Origin of the sequence: Pseudomonas hormoni, assembly GCF_018502625.1 — a bacterium.
Classification (GTDB): Bacteria; Pseudomonadota; Gammaproteobacteria; order Pseudomonadales; family Pseudomonadaceae; genus Aquipseudomonas; species Aquipseudomonas hormoni.
Genome location: NZ_CP075566.1, coordinates 5,936,118 through 5,959,652 on the forward strand (window position 1 = coordinate 5,936,118; position 23,535 = coordinate 5,959,652).

The following is a 23,535-nucleotide window of genomic DNA, read 5'->3' on the forward strand; positions in this document are numbered from 1 at the left end:
TTTCTTATGAAGACGCTTTTAGGAATGTTGGCAAAATCGGGATTTGGACGACTGCAATATCCTGCCCTAAAGCAGCGTATGCGTCTCGCTGCAAATTCGCCTGCGGCGTGACTATATGACGGTGCTTTTAGATAGGAAAATAATAAATATTCTATTTGTTATTCTTTAATTGCATATACGGACAACTCAATCCCCTGTGGCGAGGGAGCTTGCTCCCGCTCGGCTGCGCAGCAGTCGCAAACCCAGTCACCGCGATTCATCTGAAACACCGCGGCGCCAGATTTTGGGGGCGCTCCGCGCCCCAGCGGGAGCAAGCTCCCTCGCCACAAAAGCCCTTCAGCCAATCAGTGAATCCTTGTAGGCAAACAACGCCGGCGCCCCGCCGGTATGCAGGAAGATGATCGGCCCTTCATCAAAACGCTGACGACCAATCCCGTCGAGCAAACCAGCCATGGCCTTGCCGGTGTACACCGGGTCCAGCAGCAAACCTTCCTGACTCGCCACCAGCTTCACCGCCGACAGCGTTCCGGCATTCGGCTCGCCATAGCGCGGAGCAAAATATTCGTCCCACAACTCGACCTTGAAGCTGTCCGGCAAGCTCACGTCCAACAGCACCGCGGTATGCTCGGCCAAGCCTTGGACTTTGGGCCGCTGATCTTCATCGCTGCGAGACACCGTCACGCCAATCACTGGCAAATCCGGCAATGCTTCGCTCAACGCGAGTGCCAGGCCACTGTGAGTTCCGGCGCTGCCCGAGGCCAATACCACCGCAGCGAAAGTCAGGCCGGTGTCCTTGATCTGCTCGGCCAGTTCCAGCCCGGCGCGCACATAACCCAAAGCGCCCAAGGCGTTCGAGCCACCAATCGGCACCAGATACGGCTTTTTGCCGTTGCTGCGCAGGCGTGCGGCCAAGGCTTCCAGTTGCTCGTCAGCGTTGTCGAGGTTTTCCACCAACTCAACCTTGGTATCGAACAGGTCGAGCAACAGCCGATTGCCGTTGCCGACATAGTTGGCGTCGTCGGTGCCCAACGGATTTTCCAGCAGTGCGACGCAACCCAGGCCCAGTTTCGCTGCGAGAGCAGCTGTCTGGCGCACATGGTTGGATTGCAGCGCGCCAGCGGTGATCAGCGTGTCCGCACCCTGGGCCAGCGCATCGGCGGCCAGGTATTCGAGCTTGCGCAGCTTGTTGCCGCCCATCGCCAGCGGCGTCAGATCATCGCGTTTGACGTACACGTCGCGGCCGAGCCAGGCCGACAGGCGTTCGAGTTTTTCCAGAGGGGTCGGGTGGCCGAGTAGGTCGAGGCGGGCGAAACGGGCGAGCTGTTGTTTGATCATGGGTCCGTACTGGCGGTGGGGGATGTCAGGACTATAGGCACGGCTATAAGTGCGAGCAACCGGCAAGGTGACTTATAGCCAAACGTGCTGAGCACAGCACAATCGGTTCTTAATTCGGCTTCCAGACCTTGCCGTAAAGTAATCGCCGTTAGCGCGGCCAGACAGTCCGGCCGCCCGTGTGGAGTTTTTACCGTGAGCGAGCGTTCCAGCCATTGGCAATTGCAGACCATCGTCAGCCAGCTGCGCACGGCGCGCGATCAGTGGCGTGCCCAAAACGGCCGCGCCAGTGGCGAGCAGGGCGGTCGCGAGTTGCCTTCCCGAGCGGCCATGGCGGAGATTCTTGAAGCGCTGTGCGGTGCGTTGTTCCCGATGCGCCTCGGCCCGGTGGACCTGCGCGAGGAGAGTGAAGACTTCTACGTCGGCCACACGCTGGACGTTGCGCTGAACGCGTTGCTGGGGCAGGCACGACTTGAACTGCGTTACGCCGCCCGCCACAGCGCCGAGGCCGAGACCGAAGTCGAAGCCAAAACGATCCAGATCATTCAGGACTTCGCCCTCGCCCTGCCGGGGCTGCGCAGCCTGCTGGACACTGATGTGCTGGCGGCCTATCACGGTGACCCGGCGGCCCGCAGCGTCGATGAAGTGTTGCTGTGCTATCCCGGGATTCTGGCGGTGATTCACCATCGCCTCGCGCATCATTTGTACCGTGCTGGTTTGCCGCTGCTGGCGCGGATCAGTGCAGAAATCGCTCACTCGGCGACCGGTATCGACATCCACCCGGGCGCGCAAATCGGCCGCAGCTTCTTCATCGATCACGGGACGGGCGTGGTGATCGGCGAGACCGCGATCATCGGCGAGCGTGTGCGGATTTATCAGGCCGTGACCCTGGGCGCCAAACGCTTCCCGTCGGATGAAGACGGCCAGTTGCAGAAGGGCCATCCGCGGCATCCGATTGTCGAGGATGATGTGGTGATCTATGCCGGCGCGACGATTCTGGGGCGGATCACCATCGGCAAGGGCTCGACCATTGGCGGTAACGTCTGGCTGACGCGCAGTGTGCCGGCGGGATGCAACCTGACGCAGGCGAATCTGCAGCATGATGATGGGACGCAGAAGTAAGGCCTGAAATCTTCGCTGAGTGAGGCGGCCTCTTCGCGGGCAAGCCTTGCTCCTGCAGGTTTTGTGTCGTTCACGGATCTACTGTTCGACACATAACCTGTAGGAGCAAGGCTTGCCCGCGATTGGTTTCAAGCCGAACCGAGATAATGGCATGTCGCTAATTTCCCTCTGAACGAATCCTCCAAAACCTCCGTCATACCCATCCTTGAGCTAGCGTACACAACAGGTTTTTGTGGCGAGGGAGCTTGCTCCCGCTCGGTTGCGAAGCAGCCGGATTCCTGGCGAAAACCGGGGTGCCGCTTCGCGACACAACGGGGGCAAGCTCTCTCGCCACACAGTACCGCCGAGCCCTGGGATTAGTCCTTAGCACCCTATTCATGTTTAACTTGAACGCTCATTCAAGTTAAACCACCGGTTTGCTGCCCGCTCACAACAGGAGGCTTGCCCTTGCCGAGTCCGTTACTGATTGCCCGGTTTCACCCCCTTGAGGCGCACCTTTCATGAGTGCACCGTCCACCCCCGCCAGCGGCCAGGTCCGCATGAATCCGCCGGTGTTTTACTTCGCGGCGACCTTCATTCTGCTCTTCGGCATTGTCGTCATTGCCATGCCTGAACAGGCCGGCGCCTGGCTTCTGCAAGCGCAAAACTGGGCGGCCAATACGGTCGGCTGGTATTACATGCTCGCGATGACCCTGTATCTGGTCTTCGTGGTGGTCACCGCCTTGTCCGGCTATGGCAAGATCAAGCTCGGTGCCGACCACGACGAGCCCGAATTCAGTTACCTGTCCTGGGCCGGCATGCTGTTCGCTGCCGGGATCAGCATCACGCTGTTTTTCTTTTGCGTGTCCGAACCGCTGACCCACTTGTCGCAACCGCCGCAAGGTGAGGCAGGCACGGCAGACGCGGCGCGCCAGGCGATGCAGATTCTGTTTCTGCACTGGGGCCTGCACGGTTGGGGCGTGTTCGCCTTCGTCGGCATGGCGCTGGCTTACTTTGCCTACCGTCACAACCTGCCGCTGGCCCTGCGCTCGGCGCTCTATCCGCTGATTGGCAAGCGCATCAACGGCCCGATCGGTTACGCGGTGGATGGCTTCGGCATCATTGCCACGGTGTTCGGCCTCGGCGCCGACATGGGCTTCGGCGTGTTGCACCTCAACTCGGGGCTCGACTACCTGTTCGGCGTCGCGCACACCCAGTGGATTCAGGTCGGTCTGATCACGCTGATGATGGGCGCGGCGATCATTGTCGCGGTGTCCGGCGTCGATAAAGGCGTGCGCGTGATGTCCGACATCAACATGCTGCTGGCCTGTGCGCTGTTGCTGTTCGTGTTGTTCGCCGGGCCGACGCAGCACCTGCTTAACACCTTGATCCAGAACATCGGCGACTACCTCGGCGCCTTGCCGATGAAGAGTTTCGACCTCTACGCCTACGACAAACCCAGTGACTGGCTGGGTGGCTGGACGGTGTTCTACTGGGCCTGGTGGATCGCGTGGTCGCCGTTCGTGGGCCTGTTCATCGCACGGATTTCCCGTGGCCGCACCATCCGCGAATTCGTCTTCGGCGTGCTGTTGATCCCGCTCGGTTTCACCCTGGCGTGGATGTCGATTTTCGGCAACAGCGCCATCGACCAGGTACTCAATCACGGCATGAGCGCCCTCGGCATGTCGGCCATCGACAACCCGTCGATGACGTTGTACTTGCTGCTGGAAACCTACCCATGGAGCAAAACCGTCATTGCAGTCACGGTGTTCATCAGCTTCGTGTTCTTCGTCACCTCGGCCGATTCCGGCACCGTGGTGCTGTCGACGCTCTCGGCCAAGGGCGGCAACCCGGATGAAGACGGGCCGAAATGGCTGCGGGTGTTCTGGGGCGCGATGACGGCGCTGGTAACCAGTGCGCTGCTGTTCTCCGGCAGCATCGACGCGCTGAAGTCGGCGGTGGTGCTGACCTCATTGCCGTTCTCGATGATTTTGTTGTTGATGATGTGGGGGCTGCACAAGGCGTTTTATCTGGAGTCGCAGAAGCAGATCGCGCAGTTGCATTCCCTGGCGCCGGTGTCCGGTTCCCGGCGTGGCGGATGGCGACAACGCTTGAGTCAGGCGGTGCATTTTCCGTCACGGGATGAGGTCTATCGCTTCCTCGACACGACGGTGCGCCCGGCGATTGAAGAAGTGACGGCGGTGTTCGTCGAAAAGGGTTTGCACGTGGTGGCTCAACCCGATCCGGCGAATGACAGCGTCAGCCTGGAAATCGGTCACGGCGAGCAGCATCCATTCATCTATCAGGTGCAGATGCGCGGCTACTTCACGCCGTCCTTCGCCCGTGGCGGCATGGGTTCCAAGGAACTCAACAACCGTCGTTATTACCGGGCCGAAGTGCATTTGAGCGAGGGCAGTCAGGACTACGATCTGGTGGGTTACACCAAGGAGCAGGTCATCAACGACATCCTCGATCAGTACGAGCGGCACATGCAGTTCTTGCATTTGGTGCGTTGAAGTCAGGTCTCGCTGCTCAACGCCATGAACAGCACCAGCGCCGCCACCGGCACGCCAAACACCACACTGCCGACCACGAGCTCCGTCGTCAGGGACTGGCCGGCAGTGACCACGCCGATGGCGCCGTTGATCATCGTCAGGGCCAGCCACAGTACGATGAAGCTGTAGGTCAGGGTCTGCCGACCGAAGCCGATTTTCTCGCCGATGAACAGCATCAGCGCCAGGAGGACCAGGCCGAAGAAGATGATGATGGTGGTGTGCATGGTGTGTTCCTCCCTTCAGATGCGCTTCGCCTGAGCGGCCGTCTTCGCGGGCAAGCCTTGCTCCTACAGGTGCTATGTCGTTCACGGATTCATGTCCGACACAGTACCTGTAGGAGCGAGGCTTGCCCGCGAAGGTGGTCTGACTGTTTCACCCTACACATCGAGCATAGTTAAACCAACCCGCCATTGACCCGCAGGATTTGCCCGTTGACCCATGCCGAATCAGGGCCGACGAGGAAGGACACCACGCGGGAGATGTCTTCCGGCTGAGCAAGGCGTTCCAGCGGCGGCATCTTGGCGAAGGTCTGAATCTGTTCTTCGCTCTTGCCATGCAGGAACAGGTCGGTCGCCACCGGGCCTGGAGCCACAGCGTTGACGGTGATGTTGCGACCGCGCATTTCCTTGGCGAACACCTGAGTCAGGGATTCCACCGCCGCTTTGCTGGCGATGTATACCGCGTAACCCGGCAAGTTCATGCCGACCGTACTGCTGGAGAAGTTGATGATCCGCCCGCCAGCGTTCAGGCGCGTCGCCGCTTCACGCAATGTATTGAACGTGCCGCGAGCGTGGATATTGAAGTTCTGGTCGAACAGTTCGTCCGTGTGCTGCGCCAGCGGCATCACTTTGAGAATGCCGGCGTTGTTGATCAACACATCGACTTTGCCCAGCTGCGTTTCGGCTTCATCGAACATCCGGCGCACGTCGTCGGCATTGGCCACGTCAGCCTTGATCGCTATGGCTTGATGGCCGGCCTGACGCAGTTCAACAACCAGCTTTGAGGCTTCAGTGGCGCTGCTGGCGTAGTTGATGGCGACGGCGAACCCTTCGCTGGCCAGTTGTCTGGCGATGACAGCGCCGATGCCGCGAGAGGCGCCGGTCACGATGGCAACTTTCGAAGTTTGAGTAGTCATGGCGGTGATTCCTTTGAAGGTGTGTGCTTGGGGTGAAGCCAGATTCACATGTTTACTCAGGCCGATAAATGCACGAGAGTTGCCTTGACTGTTCAATAATCGCCAACAATCGAAGGCCCGGAGCGCAGCGTGGATCAAGTCAAGGCAATGAAGGTTTTCGTGCGGATCTACGAGCGCAGCAGCTTCACCCTGGCCGCCGAAGACCTGAACCTGCCGCGGGCAACCCTGACCCACACGCTGAATCAGTTCGAAGCCTGGCTGGGCACGCGCTTACTGGAGCGCAGTACGCGCAAGGTGCGTCCGACGCTGGACGGCGAGGCTTACTACCTGCGTTGTGTGCAGTTGCTGGCGGAGCTGGAAGAAGCCGAACTGGCCTTTCGCAGCGTGGCGCCGAAGGGGCGATTGCGCGTGGATTTGCATGGCACCCTGGCCAAACACTTCGTGATCCCTGCGTTGCCGCAGTTCATGGCCCGTTACCCGGATATAGAACTGTCCATCAGCGAGGCGGACCGCTTTGTCGATCTGATTGCCGAAGGTGTCGACTGCGTACTGCGCGCCGGCACCCTCGGCGATTCGGCGCTAATCGGCAAACGTGTCGCCAACCTGCGTCAGATCACCTGCGCCAGCCCGGCTTACTTGCGCAAATACGGCGAACCGAAAACCCTCGAAGACCTGCAACACCATCGCGCGGTGAACTACGTCTCGCGCACCACCGCCAAATTGTTCCCGTTCGAATTCATGGTTGATGGCGAGCTGAAGGAAGTGGCCATCGACGGCGCGATCTCGGTATTCGGCGCGGAAATCTATGCCGCATCGGCCATTGCCGGGCTGGGTTTGATCCAGTGCCCGTATTACCGAATGGAATCGCTGATTGCTCAGGGGGTGGTACAGGAAATCCTTAACGACACCCCACCGCCGCCGATGCCGGTTTCAGTGCTGTATCCGCACAACCGGCACATGTCGCCACGGGTTCGGGTGTTTGTGGATTGGTTGGGCGAGGTGTTTGCGGGGGCGCAGTAACCGCTGGTCTTCAGGCATGTCGGGCGACCTTGCACTGGGCTAATATTTATCAGAGTGTGTATGGTGTGTATTACACCTGCGTTCATCGCGTAATGTGCTCGGCAGGTTGCTGCCCACAAGGACGAAGGTGATGCGAAGTCGGGAAATGATCAGGATGATCGAGGAGGATGGTTGGTATTTGGTCGCCGTGAAAGATAGCCACCATCAGTACAAGCATTCGTACAAGGCAGGCCGGGTGACGATCAAGCACCCTGATTCGGATCTGCCCAAAGGAACGATCAACAGCATTTTGAAACAGGCGGGTCTGAAATGACGCCCGACATTGGAAACGAGAGCCTCGAAGGGGCCACAGCACAGGAAGGGCTTACCGAAATGAAATTCCCGGTCGTTCTGCACAAGGATGCCGACTCAGAATACGGAGTGATTATCCCGGACGTACCGGGTTGTTTCTCTGCCGGCGCTACAGTGGCGCAGGCATTCGAAAACGTGAAGGAAGCGCTTTCCTTGCACTATGAAGGGTTGGTCGCCGATGGTGATCCACTGCCGCAAGTGCGTGAGATTGACGCTCATATTGATAACCCTGATTACGCCGGTGGTGTGTGGGGGGTGGTCGACTTCGATATCACGCCTTACTTCGGCAAGTCGGTGCGCTTCAACGCCACGCTGCCTGAGCAGTTGCTTGAGCGTATCGACCAAACGGTCAGGCGGGATCAGCGATACAGCTCAAGATCCGGTTTTTTGGCTGCGGCCGCATTGCGTGAGCTGTCGGAATAAACGCTATGCGGATTTTTGCTCCAGGGTCGGTCCGATTGAAAATATGTGAAACGTTTCAGCATTTCCTCAAGTCCGAGGTCTATCGGCGTTTGTCTGGGCGTATGCTGGGCAACTTGCGAAGCAGTCGATGCCAACTTCAAGACAGACAAGAGAGGATTCGATGACCTACACCGCTGCCGAAAACCGCTACGACTCCATCCCTTACCGCCGCGTCGGTCGCAGCGGTCTGGTATTGCCGGCGTTATCCCTGGGCCTGTGGCACAACTTCGGCGACAGCACGCCGATCGACACCCAGCGTTCGTTGTTGCGCACGGCGTTCGATCTGGGGATCAACCACTTCGACCTGGCCAACAACTACGGCCCGCCATACGGCAGCGCCGAAATCAATTTCGGCCGTTTGCTGCGCGAAGACTTCAAGCAGTATCGCGACGAGCTGATCATTTCCAGCAAGGCCGGTTGGGACATGTGGCCCGGTCCTTACGGACAGGGCGGCGGTTCGCGCAAATACGTGCTGGCCAGTCTTGACCAGAGCCTGCAGCGCCTGGGCCTGGATTATGTGGATATTTTCTATTCGCACCGTTTCGATCCGGACACTCCGCTGGAGGAAACCGCCAGCGCACTCGCCACTGCCGTGCAGCAGGGCAAGGCGCTGTACATCGGCATCTCGTCGTATTCCGGGGTGAAAACCCGTGAGATGGCGGCGCTGTTGAAAGAGTGGAAAGTGCCGTTGCTGATTCACCAGCCGGCCTACAACCTGCTCAATCGCTGGGTGGAAAAAGACCTGTTGGAGGTCACCGACGAACTGGGCACCGGTGTGATTGCGTTCACACCGTTGGCGCAGGGTTTGTTGACCGACAAATACCTCAACGGCATTCCGAAGGATGCGCGGGTCAATCGTCCGGGCGGTGGTTCTTTGCAATCCGCGCACCTGTCGGAGGCCAACATCGCCCATGTGCGCGGGCTCAACGAAATCGCCAAGCGTCGTGGTCAGAGTCTGGCGCAATTGGCGTTGGCCTGGACGCTGCGCGATCCGCGTGTGACCTCGGCGCTGATCGGTGCGAGCCGGCCGGAGCAGATCATCGAGAACGTCGGGGCGTTGAAGAACCTGAGCTTCAGTGCGGAGGAGCTGGCGGAGATTGACCGGTTTGCCCAGGAGGGCGGGATCAATCTTTGGGAGAAGCCTTCGACGGCTGAGTAAGTGTCAGGCGCCGGATGATCAGGCGCCTGCTTTGGCCTCATCGCGGGCAAGCCCGCTCCCACAGGATTATCGGTTGGCCACAGAATGTTGGTTCAACACATAAACCCTGTGGGAGCGGGCTTGCCCGCGATGGGGCCGTTACAAACAACAAAAAAGTCAGGGACTCACCGGAAGAAAGGCACATCCCCCAACACCGTCGCCCGCTGCATCACCCGCCGCGCCGGTCGGTAATCGTCCACCGCGTAATGCTGCGTCACGCGGTTATCCCAGAACGCCACATCATCCTTCTGCCAGCGCCAGCGAATGGTGAACTCCGGCCGCGTGGCATGGGCGAACAGAAACTTCAGAATGGTCTCGCTCTCGGTTTCCGACAGCTCATTGATCTTCGACGTGAACCCTTCATTGACGAACAGCGACCGGCGCCCGCTTACCGGGTGCGTGCGGATCACCGGGTGCGACAGCGGCGGATTTTTCCGGCGGGCTTCTTCCCACTGAGCCAGCGCCTCAGGCGTATTGCCGTAGCGTTCCAGCGGAAACGAGCGGGTGAAATCGTGAGTCGCCGTCAGCCCTTCGAGCAAGGTTTTCATCGGTGCAGACAGCGCTTCATACGCCGCAATACCGCTGGCCCACAACGTGTCGCCACCAAACTCCGGCAGCAATTTTGCGCTGAGCACCGCGCCCATCGCCGGGGTCGGCAGGAAGGTCACGTCGGTGTGCCAGATGGCGTTGTCGCGTACGTCGGTGACCGCGGTGTCGAGGATCAGCACTTCCGGTTGTTCCGGCACATTCGGGTAGATCGGGTGAATATGCAGGTCGCCGAAATTGGCGGCGAAACGCGCCTGTTGCTGCGGCGTGATCGGCTGGTCGCGGAAAAACAGCACCTGATGCTTGAGCAGTGCCTGCTCGATGGCATCGCGCTGTTCCAGGTTCAGCGGCTGACTGATGTCGATGCCGCTGATTTGCGCGCCGAGCGCGGAGCTGAGGGGGACGATTGTCAGGTGGCTCATGGTCTTTCTCTTCAATCCGGGGTGCCGAGCTGTCGGCATGGTCAATGACAAGTCTTTAGTGAGCCTGGCCGTGCCACGGCACCAGTTTGCGTTGCAGGGCGCGCAGGCCCATCTCCATGGCAAAGGCGATCAACGCAATCACCAGGATCCCCAGCACCACCACATCGGTGACCAGGAATTGCGCAGCTGACTGGACCATGAAGCCCAAGCCGCTGGTGGCGGCGATCAGCTCGGCGGCGACCAGTGTCGACCAACCCACACCCAACCCAATGCGCACACCGGTCAAAATATCCGGCAAGGCACTCGGCAAAATCACATGGCGAATCAACTGTGCCCGGGTAGCGCCCAACGACTGAGCCGCGCGCAATTTGGCCGGGTCGACGGTGCGCACGCCGGTGGCGGTCGCAATGGCAATCGGGGCGAAGATCGCCAGGTAGATCAGCAAGACTTTCGACAACTCACCAATGCCGCACCAGATCACGATCAGCGGCAGATAGGCCAGCGGAGGAATCGGGCGGTAGAACTCGATCAGCGGATCGAGAATGCCGCGCGCGATACGGTTGGCACCGATCGCAATGCCGACCGGCACGGCGGTCAGCACGGCAAATCCGAGGCCCAGACCGATGCGGCCGAGGCTCGCGCCCAAGTGCTGCCACAACGTCGAATCCATGTAACCGGTGGTCACCAGCAGCCAGCCTTTTTGCAACACGGCAGACGGCGGTGGCAGAAACAGCGGTTCGATCATTCCCGTGGCGGTAACGGCCCACCAAATAGCGACCAACGCGACCAGGGTCAGCACGCTGATCCAGCGGGTGCTCAAACTGCGACGAACAGGAATGACCGTCGAACCCGGTTTCACCGTCACGGCCGGAATTTCATAGCTGCTCATGCGCGCTCCTGCCACGTGGCGGCGCTGCGTTGGGAGAACACCTTGGCGAGCACGTGTTCGCGGGTTTCGATAAAGCGCGGGTCGGATTTGATCGACCGTGCAGATTCGCCGGCGGCGTAACGCTGACCGAAATCCAGGCTCAGGCGCTCGACGATTTGCCCCGGGTTCGGCGCCAGCAGGATCAGGTCCGTGGCGAGAAAAACCGCTTCTTCGATGTCATGGGTAATCAGGAATACCGGTTTGGCAGTGCGCTTCCACACTTGCAACAGCAGCTCCTGCATCTGTTCGCGGGTGAAGGCGTCGAGGGCGCCGAAAGGTTCGTCCATCAGCAACACGCGGGGATCTGCGGCGAGTGCGCGGGCCAGGCCGACACGCTGCTTCTGGCCACCGGAAAGCTGCCAGATTCGGCGATTTTCGAAACCGGAAAGGTCCACCAGCGCGAGCATTTCCCGAGCGCGGATTTCACGTTTGTCCCGGGAAACACCCGCCAGTTCCAGACCGAAACCAACGTTGGCCAGCACGTCCTGCCAAGGCAGCAAGGCGTCGTCCTGGAACACCACGCCGCGTTCGGCGCTGGGGCCTTTGACCGGCACGCCATCGAGGGTGATGCGTCCGGCGCTGGGCTCGACGAAGCCGGCAATCAGGTTCAACAGCGAAGTCTTGCCACTGCCGGACGGGCCGAGGGCGACCAGCAATTGCTGGGGCCCAAGGCTCAGGGAAATATCCGCCAGTACCGGTTCCGGGCTGCCAGGGTACTGTGCGCTGATGCGCTCCAGCTGTAGCAAAGCCATCGCTATTAACTCCCGATCAGTTGGTGATGAACTTGGCGCTGACGTATGGCGCGTAGTCCGGCAGTACGGCCTCGACCTTGCCTTGTTCCTTGAGGAACACGGCGGTGTCGGTGATGGCTTTGGTGGTCGGCGCGCCGAGGGTGATCACCTGATCAGCCGCCAGCGGGTAGACGTTGCCTTGCAGCAGCAGCGGAATGTCGCTGGCCTTGGCACCGGAGAGTTTCACCAGTTTGTCGACGTTGGACTGATTGGCGAGCCAGGATTTCGGGTCTTTACGGTAATCGGCGTAGGCGTCGAGGGTGACTTTGGCGAACGCGGTGACGATTTCCGGGTGTTTCTCGGCGAAGTCTTTGCGCACGATCCACGCATCAAAGGTCGGCGCGCCGAACTTGGCCAGTTCGCCGGAGGTGATCAGCACTTTGCCGTTTTCCTTGGCCACACCGAGCGCCGGATCCCAAACGTAAGTGGCGTCGATGTCACCGCGTTTCCACGCAGCGATGATTGCCGGCGGGGCGAGGTTGAGGATGGTGACTTTCGACGGGTCGATGTTCCAGTGCTTCAGCGCGGCGAGCAGGCTGTAGTGACCGGTGGAAACGAACGGCACGGCGATTTTCTTGCCGATCAGGTCTTGCGGGGTCTTGATGCCGGAACCGTCGCGGGCGACCAGGGCTTCAGCGGCGCCGATCTGCGTGGCAATGAGGAAGGTTTCTACCGGTACTTTGCGGGTGATTGCAGCCGTCAGGGGGCTGGAACCGAGGTAACCGATCTGCACGTCGCCGGACGCAATGGCGGCGATGATGTCGGCACCGTTGTCGAATTTGCGCCAGTCGATCTTGGCGTTGGTGGCTTTTTCATACGCGCCGTCGGCCTGCGCAACTTTTGCCGGGTCAACGGTTGTCTGGTAGGCGACGGTCACGTCAGCCGCCTGGGCAAAGAAACTCGCTGCCGCCAAAGACGCGGCCGCCAGGAGGCGAAGAGGGAAATTCAGTTTCATTGGGAAGCTCCTTGTCAGGCGGACCGAGAGTCGGCGTGAAAAGGAGACTAAATGATATAAGAATCCGAAAATAAATAACTTTTTCGAATGAGCTTATGAGCGGAAAATTCTAAGAGGGAGTAGTGGTAGATCACTTTTGTGGCGAGGGAGCTTGCTCCCGCTGGAGGCCGAAGGACTCCCAATCCAGACAACCGCATTCTTGAAGGTAAAACATGGTTGTCTGGTTTGCGGCTGCTACGCAGCCGAGCGGGAGCAAGCTCCCTCGCCACAATGATTGGCAGTGACTGAGGGAGGTTTGCGTTAGTTGCTGATCGCCAGAATGCTCGCCTGATACGACCCGACAAACACATCGAAATCGCCCACCTCGTTCTGCTCCAGCTCGACCTGTTCAGCCAGCGACGAACGCGCCCGGTCTTCAAATTTCGCCTGGTCTTCGCTTGAAAGCGGCTCGTTGCGGAAATACTCCGCATGGGCCTGGCTCTGGCGCAGGGAGAACTGGCTGAAGCTTTCCTTGTGCTCGGCCATCGCCGCCAGCACCTGGGCCGACGGCGTCAGGGAAGGATCCTTGACCTTGGCCAATTGCGCATCCAGCGCCTTGCTGTGCGCATCGCCGCCATGGCTCTGATCCAGCAAGGCCGCGAGTGGAGCGATGTTCTCCAGCAATTCGCTGGCCCACTCTTTCAGGTCCACTGGCTGGCCGTTGCGTTGCAGTTGCAGGCCAGGACGGCGACCTTCCTTCACCACGCTGAGGAAGTTCGAGGTCGCGTTGCCGCACGAAGTATTGGTCAGCAACGGGCTGTCGTTCAACGCGCAGTACAGCAGGAACGCATCGAGGAAACGCGACTCGGTGAGGTCGATGCCCATTGGCAGGAACGGGTTGATGTCCAGGCAACGCACTTCGACGTACTGAATGCCACGGGCCACCAGCGCCTGGATCGGCCGTTCGCCGGTGTAGGTCACGCGTTTCGGACGGATGTTGGAGTAGTACTCGTTTTCGATCTGCAGGATGTTGGTGTTGAGCTGAACCCACTCACCGTCCTGATGCGTACCGATTTCCACGTACGGCGCATACGGTGTGGCGACTGCCTTGCGCAGGCTGTCGGTGTAGCTCGCCAAGTCGTTGTAGCACGGCGTCAGACCGGCCTGGGCGTTGCTCTGGTAACCCAGATCGCTCATGCGCAGGCTGGTGGCGTACGGCAGGTACAGGGTGTCCGGGTCCAGCTGTTCCAACTGGTGCGAACGACCGCGCAGGAAACCGGCGTCCAGCGCTGGCGATGCACCGAACAGGTACATCAGCAGCCAGCTGTAGCGGCGGAAGTTACGGATCAGCGCGATGTAGGCCGACGACTGATAGTCGCGGTCAGTGCCGACAAACCCTTCAGCCTGTTTGAGCAGCGGCCAGAGTTTTTCCGGCAGGGAAAAGTTGTAGTGAATCCCGGCGATGCACTGCATGGTCTTGCCGTAGCGCAGGGCCAGGCCCTTGCGGTAGACATACTTGAGCTTGCCGATGTTGGAGGTGCCGTAATAGGCGATCGGGATATCTTCCTCGGCCGGCAACGGGCACGGCATCGACGGACTCCACAGGAACTCGTTGCCGAGCTTGCTGTAGGCAAAACGGTGAATGCTGTCCAGGCTCGCCAGGGTGTCGGCCGGGTCGGGCAGGGCGGGTGTGATGAACTCCAGCAGCGACTCGGAATAGTCGGTGGTGATTTGTTCGTTGGTCAGCGCGGAACCCAATTCTTCCGGGTGCGGCGTTTGCGCCAGGCGACCTTCGCCGGTCACGCGCAGGCATTCACGTTCGATGCCGTGAAGGCACTGTTCGAGCAGAGAGAGGTTAGCGCGCTCGCCGAGCAGAGCCAGGCGGCGGTTGAGAAGTTCGCTCAAGTTGGATTCCTTCACGCGTCAGTCGCCCCAATATGGGGGTGGGCAAGACGGTCTACAAGGGTGAAGTTAAAACTGGCGTTTTCGCCTGGTTTTTGCAACCGCGCAAGCCATGCCGGTCAGTAAAGAACTGCACAATCCCTGTGGGAGCGAGCCTGCTCGCGATGGCGGTGTGTCAGTCAACATATGAGTGTCTGACACACCGCCATCGCGAGCAGGCTCGCTCCCACAGGATTCGTAGCGCTGAAATTAACTCAAAATGATGGCATTCATCTACAGGACAGCGAACGTGCCTTGTGCTTTTGCGACGAGTTTGTCGCCCTGCATCACGTCGGCTTCGACCACCAGCGTGCGGCGGCCTGGGTGGATCACCCGCGCCGTGCACATGACCTCACCGTCTGCGACGGCGCGGATGTAATTGATCTTGCACTCGATGGTCGCGCTCTGCTGGTCAAAGCCGTGGGTGCTGGAACAGGCCAGCCCCATGGCAATGTCCACCAGACTGAACAAGGCTCCGCCGTGCAGCTTGCCGCCGCGATTGCGCAGTTCTGGTTCCAGCGCCAGGGCGACTTGCGCCACCCCGGCCTCCAGACTGTGCAAGCGACACCCCAGCAGCTTGAAAAAAGCGCTTTCGGTCAGCCCGGCCGGGATATCCATCAGCGTTTCTTCAACTGCTTGGCGTTGGCGAACAGCGAAGCCATGGCGTTGTTGGCCGGGGCCGCTGCCGTGGTTTCCTTGCGCGGTGCAGTGTTCTGGGACTGGCGCGGCGCCGATCCCGGACGCGCACCACGGGCACCGTCGATTTTCTCGCCCGGGGTGTCGCTCATGCGCATCGACAGGCCGACGCGTTTGCGCGGGATATCGACTTCCATGACCTTCACTTTCACCACGTCACCGGCCTTCACCGCTTCGCGCGGATCCTTGATGAACTTCTCCGAAAGCGCGGAAATGTGCACCAAACCGTCCTGATGCACGCCGATGTCGACGAACGCGCCGAAGTTGGTCACGTTGGTCACCACGCCTTCGAGGATCATGCCCAGTTGCAGGTCCTTGAGGTCTTCGACGCCTTCCTGGAATTCGGCGGTCTTGAACTCTGGACGCGGGTCGCGGCCCGGTTTTTCCAGTTCCTGCAGGATGTCGGTGACCGTCGGCAGACCGAAAGTCTCGTCGGTGTACTTCTTCGGATCGAGGCGTTTGAGGAAGCTGGCGTCGCCAATCAGCGAGCGAATGTCGCGGTCGGTCTCAGCGGCTATGCGCTGCACCAATGGATAGGCTTCCGGGTGAACCGCAGACGAATCCAGCGGGTTGTCGCCGTTCATGACGCGCAGGAAGCCAGCGGCCTGTTCGAAGGTTTTCTCGCCCAGACGCGCCACTTTCTTCAACGCCGCACGGGTTTTGAACGCGCCGTGCTCGTCGCGGTGGCTGACGATGTTTTGCGCCAGGGTAGCGTTGAGGCCGGAAATGCGGGCCAGCAGCGCCACGGAGGCAGTGTTCACGTCCACGCCAACGGCGTTCACGCAGTCTTCGACCACCGCGTCCAGGCCGCGCGCCAGTTTCAGCTGCGACACGTCGTGCTGGTACTGGCCGACGCCGATGGATTTCGGGTCGATCTTCACCAGCTCGGCCAGTGGATCCTGCAAGCGACGAGCGATGGACACCGCGCCACGGATCGACACGTCGAGGTCCGGGAATTCCTTGGAAGCCAGTTCCGACGCCGAGTAAACCGATGCGCCGGCCTCGGACACCATGACCTTGGTCATTTTCATCGCTGGGTATTTTTTGATCAGCTCAGCGGCCAGCTTGTCGGTCTCGCGGCTGGCGGTGCCGTTGCCGATGGCGATCAGGTCCACCGAGTGCTTGGCGCACAGGGCGGCGAGAATCGCGAGGGTCTGGTCCCACTTGTTGTGCGGCACGTGCGGGTAAACCGTGGCGTGATCCAGCAGCTTGCCGGTGGCGTCGACCACGGCCACCTTGCAACCGGTGCGCAGGCCCGGGTCGAGGCCCAGCGTGGCGCGCGGGCCGGCCGGGGCCGACAGCAGCAAGTCATGCAGGTTGTGCGCGAACACGTTGATCGCTTCGGTTTCCGCACCATCGCGCAACTCGCCCAACAGGTCGGTTTCGAGGTGGGTGTAGAGCTTGACCTTCCAGGTCCAGCGCACCACTTCGCCCAGCCATTTGTCGGCGGCGCGGTTCTGGTTCTGGATGCCGAACTGCTGGCCGATCATGCCTTCGCATGGGTGCATGGTGCCTGGCAGTTCGTCGCCGACTTTCAGCGCGGAGCTGAGAATGCCTTCGTTGCGGCCACGGAAAATCGCCAGCGCGCGGTGCGACGGCATGCTTTTCAGCGGTTCGTCGTGTTCGAAGTAATCGCGGAACTTGGCGCCTTCCTCTTCCTTGCCGGCAATCACACGGGCACTGAGGGTGGCTTCCTGCTTGAGGTAGTTGCGCAGCTTGTCCAGCAGGCCGGCGTCTTCGGCGAAGCGTTCCATCAGGATGTACTTGGCGCCTTCGAGGGCGGCCTTCACATCGGCGACGCCTTTTTCGGCATCAACGAAGCGCGCGGCTTCGGTGTCTGGCGTCAGGGTCGGGTCGTTGAACAGGCCGTCGGCCAGCTCGCCGAGGCCAGCTTCCAGGGCGATCTGGCCCTTGGTGCGGCGCTTCTGCTTGTACGGCAGGTACAAGTCTTCGAGGCGGGTCTTGGTGTCGGCGAGCTTGATGTCGCGTTCCAGTTGCGGGGTCAGCTTGCCTTGCTCCTGGATGCTGGCGAGGATGCTGATGCGCCGTTCGTCGAGTTCTCGCAGGTAGCGCAGACGCTCTTCCAGATGACGCAACTGGATGTCATCGAGGCTGCCGGTCACTTCTTTCCGGTAACGGGCGATGAAGGGAACGGTAGAGCCTTCATCGAGTAGCGCGACGGCCGCTTCGACCTGTTGTGGGCGTACGCCGAGTTCCTCGGCGATGCGGCTGTTGATGCTGTCCATAAAACCACCTGACAAATTGTGAAAGCAGGCTCGCGGGCGCAGGGATAGAGGCTCGGCGAGTCTGGTTGAGCGGCCTGGCCTGCGCCGCTACCTGGATCAACAGGCTTCCCGTTGACCCGTGAAATCGAACAATTACTGCCACGGCGATGAAAATAAAAAGCCGCAACTTAGGTAACGATCAGACGTTGCCTGACACAAAAGGCCGCGCATTATAACCAGCGTTCTGTCATTCGGGGGCATCACAGGCTGTAGGCACAATGCCCGGATTTCTGGCGATCAAGGAAAAATCTGCTAACAATGCACACGGTGCGTATAACGGCAGCTACGCCATAATGCGCGCCGAGATCAAAGGAGCATCTAATGAGCAGCACTGCAAACATTGCTGAAGGCGAAAAAATTCTTATCGTTGACGACGATCCGGGGCTCAGCAGCCTGCTGGAACGCTTTTTCGTCAGCAAGGGCTACCGCGCCCGCGCCGTACCGAACACGGAACAAATGGACCGCCTGCTGGCGCGTGAAGTGTTCAACCTGGTCGTCCTCGACCTGATGCTGCCCGGCGAAGACGGTCTGACCGCCTGCCGCCGTCTGCGCGGCGCGAACAATCAGATTCCGATCATCATGCTCACCGCCAAGGGCGACGAGTTGAGCCGTATCAAGGGCCTCGAACTGGGCGCCGACGATTATCTGGCCAAACCGTTCAACCCTGACGAGCTGATGGCGCGTGTCAAAGCCGTCCTGCGTCGTCAGTCCGCTCCGGTGCCGGGCGCGCCGGGCAGCGAAGACGAAAGCGTGACGTTCGGCGACTACGAATTATCGCTGGCGACTCGCGAACTGAAACGCGGTGACGAAGTGCACATGCTCACCACCGGTGAGTTTGCGGTGCTCAAGGCGTTGGTCATGAACGCGCGTCAGCCACTGACTCGCGACAAACTGATGAACCTGGCCCGTGGCCGTGAGTGGGATGCCCTGGAGCGTTCCATCGACGTGCAGATCTCCCGTCTGCGCCGGATGATCGAACCCGATCCATCCAAGCCGCGTTATATCCAGACCGTCTGGGGCGTGGGTTACGTGTTCGTTCCGGATGGCGCCGCCACCAAGTGATCGGCGATTTGTAGGAGCGGGTCTTGCGGACGATTGTCCGCAGACTCGCGATCCGCAATATGCGAGCATCGCTCGCTCCTGCAAGTGTGTAGCGGTTATCCATGAAAACCCCCGTGTGGTTCCCCCAGAGTTTCTTCTCCCGCACCCTGTGGCTGGTGCTGATCGTCGTCCTGTTCTCCAAGGCGCTGACCCTGGTTTATCTGTTGATGAACGAAGACGTGCTGGTGGACCGCCAATACAGCCACGGCGTCGCCCTGACGCTGCGCGCCTATTGGGCGGCGGATGAAAACAACCGCGACAAGATTGCCGAAGCCGCGACCCTGATCCGGGTGGTGGGCACGGGTGTGCCGGAAGGCGAGCAACACTGGCCTTACAGCGAGATCTATCAGCGGCAGATGCAGGCAGAACTGGGCGCCGACACCGAGGTGCGATTGCGTATGCACTCACCGCCGGCGCTGTGGGTTCGGGCGCCGAGCCTGGGCGATGGCTGGCTGAAAGTGCCGCTGTACCCGCATCCTTTGCGTGGTCAGAAAATCTGGAACGTGCTCGGCTGGTTCCTTGCCATCGGCTTGCTGTCCACCGCCTCGGCGTGGATCTTCGTCAGTCAGCTCAATCAACCTTTGAAACGCTTGGTCTATGCCGCGAGGCAGCTTGGCCAGGGACGCAGCGTGCGCCTGCCGATCAGCGACACACCGAGCGAGATGACCGAGGTGTATCGCGCGTTCAACCAGATGGCTGAAGACGTCGAACAGGCTGGCCGCGAGCGCGAGCTGATGCTGGCCGGGGTGTCCCATGACTTGCGTACGCCACTGACGCGATTGCGGCTGTCACTGGAACTGATGGGCGACCACAGCGACCTGACGGACGACATGGTCCGCGACATCGAAGACATGGACGCGATTCTCGATCAGTTCCTCGCGTTCATTCGCGATGGCCGCGATGAATCGGTAGAAGAGGTGGACTTGACTGATCTGGTCCGCGAAGTTGCCGCGCCGTACAACCAGAATGAAGAAAAAGTACGCCTGCGACTGGAGCCGATTCAGCCGTTTCCGTTGCGTCGGGTGTCGATGAAGCGGCTATTGAACAATTTGATCGGCAATGCGCTGCATCACGCCGGCAGCGGTGTTGAAGTGGCGGCTTATGTGTCCGGCGATGTCAGCGCTCCGTATGTGGTGCTGAGCGTCATGGACCGTGGGGCGGGGATTGACCCGTCGGAACTGGAGGCGATCTTCAATCCGTTTACCCGGGGGGATCGTGCTCGGGGTGGCAAGGGGACCGGCTTGGGGTTGGCCATCGTGAAGCGGATTGCTTCGATGCATGGCGGGAATGTTGAGTTGCGCAATCGGTCTGGTGGCGGGCTGGAAGCGCGGGTGCGGTTGCCGCTTGGGTTGATGTTGCCTAGAGACGCGGTCTAAGCAGCACAGATAAACCTTGTGGCGAGGGAGCTTGCTCCCGCTGGAGGCCGAAGGACTCCCTACCCCGACAACCGCGTTCTTGTAGCTGAAACACGGTTGCCTGGTTTTTGCGGCTGCTGCGCAGCCGAGCGGGAGCAAGCTCCCTCGCCACAGGGGACCGGTTTAGCCCTTGCCTTTGGTCCGCGTCATATTCGGCCCACCATTCTTCTCAAGATGCTCAATGATGATCCCGGCCACATTTTTCCCGGTGGTGGTTTCAATCCCTTCCAGACCCGGCGAAGAATTCACTTCCATCACCAACGGCCCGTGATTGGAGCGCAGGATATCCACACCCGCCACCGCCAAACCCATCACTTTCGCCGCACGCAACGCGGTCATGCGTTCTTCCGGCGTGATCTTGATCAGACTGGCGCTGCCACCGCGATGCAGGTTGGAGCGAAACTCCCCAGGCTTGGCCTGACGCTTCATCGCTGCAATCACCTTGTCGCCAACCACGAAGCAGCGAATGTCCGCACCGCCGGCTTCCTTGATGTATTCCTGAACCATGATGTTCTGCTTGAGGCCCATGAACGCCTCGATCACCGATTCCGCCGCTGTCGCGGTTTCACACAGCACCACGCCGATGCCCTGAGTGCCTTCCAGCACCTTGATCACCAGCGGTGCGCCGTTGACCATGTCGATCAGGTCGGGAATGTCGTCCGGGGAATGCGCAAATCCGGTGACCGGCAAACCGATTCCACGGCGTGACAGCAATTGCAGCGAACGCAGTTTGTCCCTCGACCGGGCAATGGCCACCGATTCGTTGAGCGGAAACACCCCCATCATTTCGAACTGGCGCAACACCGCGCAGCCATAGAACGTCACCGAGGCACCGATCCGCGGGATCACCGCGTCGAAACCTTCCAGCGGTTTGCCGCGGTAGTGGATCTGCGGCTTGTGACTGGCGATGTTCATGTAGGCGCGCAGGGTGTCGATCACCACCATTTCATGGCCACGCTCGGTACCGGCTTCGACCAGACGACGAGTGGAATACAGACGCGGGTTCCGCGACAGCACAGCGATCTTCATGCAACACCTGTGGAAGAGGTAGATACCGGGAACACCGGCTTGTCTTGTACATATTTAATGCCCGGATTGACCACCAGCTGGCCGTCGATCAGGGCTTTGGAACCGAGTAACAGGCGATAACGCATGGACTTGCGGCAGGCGAGGGTGAACTCGACCCGCCAGACCCGATCACCGAGGGCCAGGGTGGTGCTGACCACGTAGCGTTTCTGCGCATGGCCGTTGGAGCTTTTAATGGTTTTCATCGTCACCAGCGGTGCTTCGCAGCGGCGGTGACGCAGTTGCACGACCGTGCCCAGGTGCGCGGTGAAGCGCACCCAGCTCTCGCCCTCGCGCTCGAACGGTTCGATGTCGGTGGCGTGCAGGCTGGAGGTGCTGGCCCCGGTATCGATTTTTGCCCGCAGGCCCGCGACTCCCAAATCCGGGAGCGCCACCCACTCGCGCAGACCGATAACGGTCAAATGGTCAAATGTCTTCAATAGGAAAAACCGGCGATTATCGCGTCCAGGCTTCAGGCGATACCTGAGCCAACGCTTTGAATGCAGGTTTGGCGAACCAGTAACCCTGCATCAGAAAAATTCCACAGTCCGCCAGGAAATCCCGTTCTCCAGCGCTTTCAATGCCTTCGGCGATGACTGTAACGTCCAACTCCGCACAGATTGTGACAATCCCCCGAACGATAGCCTGACGAACACGATCGCGGTCAACATCGCGGATCAGTGCCATGTCGAGTTTGATCAGGTCCGGTTGGAAATCAGCCAGCAGATTGAGCCCCGAGTAGCCCGCGCCGAAATCGTCGATGGCGGTCTTGAAGCCGAATTCGCGGTATTCACGCAGAATATTAGTCAAATGGCGATAGTTATCTACGTGCTCGCTTTCCAGGGTTTCGAAAATCAGACGGTCGATGGGGAAGTTGTGTGTTTTCGCGGCCTCCAGCGTGCTGCGAATACAGAGTTCCGGGCGGTATACAGCGTTGGGCATGAAGTTGATCGACAAGTGTGTCTGCATGTTTAGACGGGCCGCTCCCTCAATGGCTCGAGTCCGGCAGAGCTGGTCGAAGCGGTAGCGATTCGCCTCTGTAATCTGCTCAAGCACAGACATTGCTCCTTCCCCGGACACGCCGCGTACCAAGGCTTCGTGGGCGAAAATCGACTGATCCCGCAAGTCGACGATCGGTTGGTAGGCAAAGGCAAAATCGAAGCCCAGCGGTTCACTTTGCTGACAGCCCTGGCAACCGCCCTGAGGCGAGGTCAATGAAGCCGGAAATATAGTCACTCGATCACTCCATGCCGGTGAGCCGGCCTTGATCACATTCTATCTGGAGGGCCGGGTTCTTGCGCCCGACAGAAACGGTAGTACAGTTCCGACTATTGGCGGAAAGAGGAATTCAAGTGGCACAAAAACAGGAAGAGGACGACAAGGTCCGTCTCGATAAATGGTTGTGGGCCGCGCGTTTTTATAAAACACGCGCTTTGGCGAAAGCGGCTATTGAGAGCGGCAAGGTGCATTGCCGGGGCGAGCGCTGCAAACCGGGCAAGGAACCGAGGATCGGTGACGAGTTTCAGATTCGCGCAGGGTTTGAGGAACGCACGGTGGTGGTCCAGGCACTATCGATTGTGCGCCGTGGTGCGCCGGAGGCTCAGGCGTTGTACGCCGAAACCGAAGCCAGCATCGCCAAGCGCGAAGCGGCGGCCGCCATGCGCAAGGCCGGCTCGCTGGGCGTGAGCACCGATGGCAAGCCGAGCAAGAAACAGCGGCGGGATTTGTTTAAGTTTCGTGGGAGCAGTAACGACGAGTAGTCATCGCTTTTGTGGCGAGGGAGCTTGCTCCCGCTGGACCGGGCTAGCGCTACAAGGCGAAGGACTCCTGATCCTGGCAACCGCATTCTTACAACAAGAACACAGTCGCCTGGATTTGCGGCTGCTGCGCAGCCGAGCGGGAGCAAGCTCCCTCGCCACAGGGATGGCATCAAGTCATTAGCTTGCAGCCGCACCACTCATCCGCGAAACCACAGGCATTTCCCCAGCAGCCCAAACAACGCCAGCCCCCAGATCACCAGTCGCAGACTTGCAATTGCCCAGATGTGCAGCCATATCGGGTTATTCGCCAGCGGCGAATTGAGGTGGTGAAACAGCCACTCGTCGAAAATCACACACAGCCTCTGACCCGTAGGCCATAACCAGAAGGCCAGCAGTGCCAGAGGCACAACATTGCAGAACGCCAACCGGCGGGCGTTCCACCTTGCTTGGAACAAACCCGGATTGTTCATAAAATGCCTCCTTGGCTGAACATCGCG

At 60.1% G+C, this 23,535-nt stretch carries 22 protein-coding genes and 1 pseudogene; 9 read left to right on the plus strand and 14 right to left on the minus strand.

Going from position 1 to position 23,535, the window contains the following annotated elements; all coding sequences use genetic code 11:
• Nucleotides 1-336 precede the first annotated feature (336 nt).
• Nucleotides 337-1,335: a D-cysteine desulfhydrase gene (locus tag KJF94_RS27620; RefSeq protein ID WP_214380160.1), complete on the minus strand. Its 999-nt coding sequence runs from the start codon at nt 1,333-1,335 to the stop codon at nt 337-339.
• A gap of 192 nt (nt 1,336-1,527) precedes the next feature.
• On the opposite strand from KJF94_RS27620, the gene epsC reads away from it, so the two are divergent.
• Nucleotides 1,528-2,454: a serine O-acetyltransferase EpsC gene (gene epsC, locus KJF94_RS27625; RefSeq protein ID WP_214380161.1), complete on the plus strand. Its 927-nt coding sequence runs from the start codon at nt 1,528-1,530 to the stop codon at nt 2,452-2,454.
• Nucleotides 2,455-2,993: 539 nt separating this feature from the next.
• Entirely contained in the window at nt 2,994-4,949 is a 1,956-nt protein-coding gene (gene betT, locus KJF94_RS27630) for a choline transporter BetT (RefSeq protein ID WP_214384965.1), read from the plus strand.
• A gap of 2 nt (nt 4,950-4,951) precedes the next feature.
• Here the strand turns inward: betT and KJF94_RS27635 are convergent, their stop codons facing one another.
• Nucleotides 4,952-5,212, minus strand: coding sequence for a hypothetical protein (locus KJF94_RS27635; protein ID WP_214380162.1), 261 nt, complete (start codon nt 5,210-5,212; stop codon nt 4,952-4,954).
• A 170-nt stretch (nt 5,213-5,382) separates the two neighbouring features.
• On the minus strand, nt 5,383-6,123 hold the full coding sequence (locus KJF94_RS27640; RefSeq protein ID WP_214380163.1) for an SDR family oxidoreductase: 741 nt from the start codon (nt 6,121-6,123) through the stop codon (nt 5,383-5,385).
• A 129-nt stretch (nt 6,124-6,252) separates the two neighbouring features.
• On the opposite strand from KJF94_RS27640, the gene KJF94_RS27645 reads away from it, so the two are divergent.
• The 4 genes from KJF94_RS27645 (at nt 6,253) to mgrA (ending at nt 9,115) form a co-directional block, all read left to right on the plus strand.
• Entirely contained in the window at nt 6,253-7,143 is an 891-nt protein-coding gene (locus tag KJF94_RS27645; protein ID WP_214380164.1) for a LysR family transcriptional regulator, read from the plus strand.
• 130 nt (nt 7,144-7,273) lie between these two features.
• A complete protein-coding gene (locus KJF94_RS27650) occupies nt 7,274-7,456 on the plus strand; it encodes a type II toxin-antitoxin system HicA family toxin (protein WP_214380165.1) in 183 nt (60 codons plus the stop codon).
• Complete coding sequence (locus KJF94_RS27655) at nt 7,453-7,917, plus strand: type II toxin-antitoxin system HicB family antitoxin (protein WP_214380166.1); 465 nt, start codon at nt 7,453-7,455, stop codon at nt 7,915-7,917. Before KJF94_RS27650 ends, KJF94_RS27655 begins: the two co-directional genes overlap by 4 nt.
• A 160-nt stretch (nt 7,918-8,077) precedes the next feature.
• Nucleotides 8,078-9,115: an L-glyceraldehyde 3-phosphate reductase gene (gene mgrA / locus KJF94_RS27660; protein WP_214380167.1), complete on the plus strand. Its 1,038-nt coding sequence runs from the start codon at nt 8,078-8,080 to the stop codon at nt 9,113-9,115.
• Between the two features lie 164 nt (nt 9,116-9,279).
• Here mgrA and tauD read toward each other — a convergent pair whose 3' ends face one another.
• The 7 genes from tauD to KJF94_RS27695 all read right to left on the minus strand — a co-directional run bounded on the left by tauD (nt 9,280) and on the right by KJF94_RS27695 (nt 17,658).
• On the minus strand, nt 9,280-10,122 hold the full coding sequence (tauD, locus tag KJF94_RS27665) for a taurine dioxygenase (RefSeq protein ID WP_214380168.1): 843 nt from the start codon (nt 10,120-10,122) through the stop codon (nt 9,280-9,282).
• A gap of 55 nt (nt 10,123-10,177) precedes the next feature.
• A complete protein-coding gene (tauC, locus tag KJF94_RS27670) occupies nt 10,178-11,011 on the minus strand; it encodes a taurine ABC transporter permease TauC (protein WP_214380169.1) in 834 nt (277 codons plus the stop codon).
• Nucleotides 11,008-11,802, minus strand: coding sequence for a taurine ABC transporter ATP-binding subunit (gene tauB / locus KJF94_RS27675; RefSeq protein ID WP_214380170.1), 795 nt, complete (start codon nt 11,800-11,802; stop codon nt 11,008-11,010). The genes tauC and tauB overlap by 4 nt, the downstream gene beginning before the upstream one ends.
• A 16-nt stretch (nt 11,803-11,818) precedes the next feature.
• A complete protein-coding gene (gene tauA, locus KJF94_RS27680; RefSeq protein WP_214380171.1) occupies nt 11,819-12,796 on the minus strand; it encodes a taurine ABC transporter substrate-binding protein in 978 nt (325 codons plus the stop codon).
• A gap of 300 nt (nt 12,797-13,096) precedes the next feature.
• The gene (gene gshA, locus KJF94_RS27685) at nt 13,097-14,680 is read right to left on the minus strand and encodes a glutamate--cysteine ligase (RefSeq protein WP_214380172.1); all 1,584 of its coding nucleotides are present in this window, start codon (nt 14,678-14,680) and stop codon (nt 13,097-13,099) included.
• Nucleotides 14,681-14,950: 270 nt separating this feature from the next.
• Nucleotides 14,951-15,334, minus strand: a complete 384-nt coding sequence (locus KJF94_RS27690) for a PaaI family thioesterase (protein WP_017335909.1) — start codon at nt 15,332-15,334, stop codon at nt 14,951-14,953.
• Nucleotides 15,334-17,658, minus strand: a complete 2,325-nt coding sequence (locus KJF94_RS27695; RefSeq protein WP_214380173.1) for a Tex family protein — start codon at nt 17,656-17,658, stop codon at nt 15,334-15,336. The genes KJF94_RS27690 and KJF94_RS27695 overlap by 1 nt, the downstream gene beginning before the upstream one ends.
• A gap of 360 nt (nt 17,659-18,018) precedes the next feature.
• Here KJF94_RS27695 and ompR point away from each other — a divergent pair, with 360 nt between their 5' ends.
• The gene (ompR, locus tag KJF94_RS27700; RefSeq protein ID WP_008032260.1) at nt 18,019-18,759 is read left to right on the plus strand and encodes an osmolarity response regulator transcription factor OmpR; all 741 of its coding nucleotides are present in this window, start codon (nt 18,019-18,021) and stop codon (nt 18,757-18,759) included.
• A gap of 101 nt (nt 18,760-18,860) precedes the next feature.
• A complete protein-coding gene (locus KJF94_RS27705; protein WP_214380174.1) occupies nt 18,861-20,174 on the plus strand; it encodes an ATP-binding protein in 1,314 nt (437 codons plus the stop codon).
• A 162-nt stretch (nt 20,175-20,336) separates the two neighbouring features.
• Here KJF94_RS27705 and rimK read toward each other — a convergent pair whose 3' ends face one another.
• Genes rimK through rimA form a run of 3 tightly spaced genes read right to left on the minus strand, consistent with a single transcriptional unit; the run spans nt 20,337 to nt 22,514 of the window.
• Nucleotides 20,337-21,242, minus strand: coding sequence for a 30S ribosomal protein S6--L-glutamate ligase (gene rimK / locus KJF94_RS27710; RefSeq protein WP_007949201.1), 906 nt, complete (start codon nt 21,240-21,242; stop codon nt 20,337-20,339).
• Complete coding sequence (rimB, locus tag KJF94_RS27715) at nt 21,239-21,718, minus strand: retropepsin-like aspartic endopeptidase RimB (RefSeq protein WP_017335912.1); 480 nt, start codon at nt 21,716-21,718, stop codon at nt 21,239-21,241. The genes rimK and rimB overlap by 4 nt, the downstream gene beginning before the upstream one ends.
• 16 nt (nt 21,719-21,734) lie before the next feature.
• Nucleotides 21,735-22,514, minus strand: coding sequence for a S6 modification regulatory phosphodiesterase RimA (gene rimA, locus KJF94_RS27720; protein ID WP_214380175.1), 780 nt, complete (start codon nt 22,512-22,514; stop codon nt 21,735-21,737).
• A gap of 116 nt (nt 22,515-22,630) precedes the next feature.
• On the opposite strand from rimA, the gene KJF94_RS27725 reads away from it, so the two are divergent.
• Entirely contained in the window at nt 22,631-23,038 is a 408-nt protein-coding gene (locus tag KJF94_RS27725) for an RNA-binding S4 domain-containing protein (protein WP_149631725.1), read from the plus strand.
• A gap of 209 nt (nt 23,039-23,247) precedes the next feature.
• Here the strand turns inward: KJF94_RS27725 and KJF94_RS27730 are convergent.
• Nucleotides 23,248-23,508 (minus strand): annotated as a pseudogene (locus KJF94_RS27730) (phosphatase PAP2 family protein); the annotation flags it as partial.
• Nucleotides 23,509-23,535 lie beyond the last annotated feature (27 nt).

Excerpts from the sequence above, each read along its gene's own strand:
- betT (WP_214384965.1), top strand. The coding sequence starts at position 2,994 with ATGAATCCGCCGGTGTTTTACTTCGCGGCGACCTTCATTCTGCTCTTC.
- KJF94_RS27690 (WP_017335909.1), bottom strand. The coding sequence starts at position 15,334 with ATGGATATCCCGGCCGGGCTGACCGAAAGCGCTTTTTTCAAGCTGCTG.
- KJF94_RS27705 (WP_214380174.1), top strand. The coding sequence starts at position 18,861 with ATGAAAACCCCCGTGTGGTTCCCCCAGAGTTTCTTCTCCCGCACCCTG.
- KJF94_RS27620 (WP_214380160.1), bottom strand. The coding sequence starts at position 1,335 with ATGATCAAACAACAGCTCGCCCGTTTCGCCCGCCTCGACCTACTCGGC.
- rimK (WP_007949201.1), bottom strand. The coding sequence starts at position 21,242 with ATGAAGATCGCTGTGCTGTCGCGGAACCCGCGTCTGTATTCCACTCGT.
- KJF94_RS27635 (WP_214380162.1), bottom strand. The coding sequence starts at position 5,212 with ATGCACACCACCATCATCATCTTCTTCGGCCTGGTCCTCCTGGCGCTG.
- mgrA (WP_214380167.1), top strand. The coding sequence starts at position 8,078 with ATGACCTACACCGCTGCCGAAAACCGCTACGACTCCATCCCTTACCGC.
- KJF94_RS27640 (WP_214380163.1), bottom strand. The coding sequence starts at position 6,123 with ATGACTACTCAAACTTCGAAAGTTGCCATCGTGACCGGCGCCTCTCGC.
- KJF94_RS27655 (WP_214380166.1), top strand. The coding sequence starts at position 7,453 with ATGACGCCCGACATTGGAAACGAGAGCCTCGAAGGGGCCACAGCACAG.
- tauD (WP_214380168.1), bottom strand. The coding sequence starts at position 10,122 with ATGAGCCACCTGACAATCGTCCCCCTCAGCTCCGCGCTCGGCGCGCAA.
- ompR (WP_008032260.1), top strand. The coding sequence starts at position 18,019 with ATGAGCAGCACTGCAAACATTGCTGAAGGCGAAAAAATTCTTATCGTT.
- tauC (WP_214380169.1), bottom strand. The coding sequence starts at position 11,011 with ATGAGCAGCTATGAAATTCCGGCCGTGACGGTGAAACCGGGTTCGACG.
- KJF94_RS27650 (WP_214380165.1), top strand. The coding sequence starts at position 7,274 with ATGCGAAGTCGGGAAATGATCAGGATGATCGAGGAGGATGGTTGGTAT.
- tauB (WP_214380170.1), bottom strand. The coding sequence starts at position 11,802 with ATGGCTTTGCTACAGCTGGAGCGCATCAGCGCACAGTACCCTGGCAGC.
- KJF94_RS27695 (WP_214380173.1), bottom strand. The coding sequence starts at position 17,658 with ATGGACAGCATCAACAGCCGCATCGCCGAGGAACTCGGCGTACGCCCA.
- tauA (WP_214380171.1), bottom strand. The coding sequence starts at position 12,796 with ATGAAACTGAATTTCCCTCTTCGCCTCCTGGCGGCCGCGTCTTTGGCG.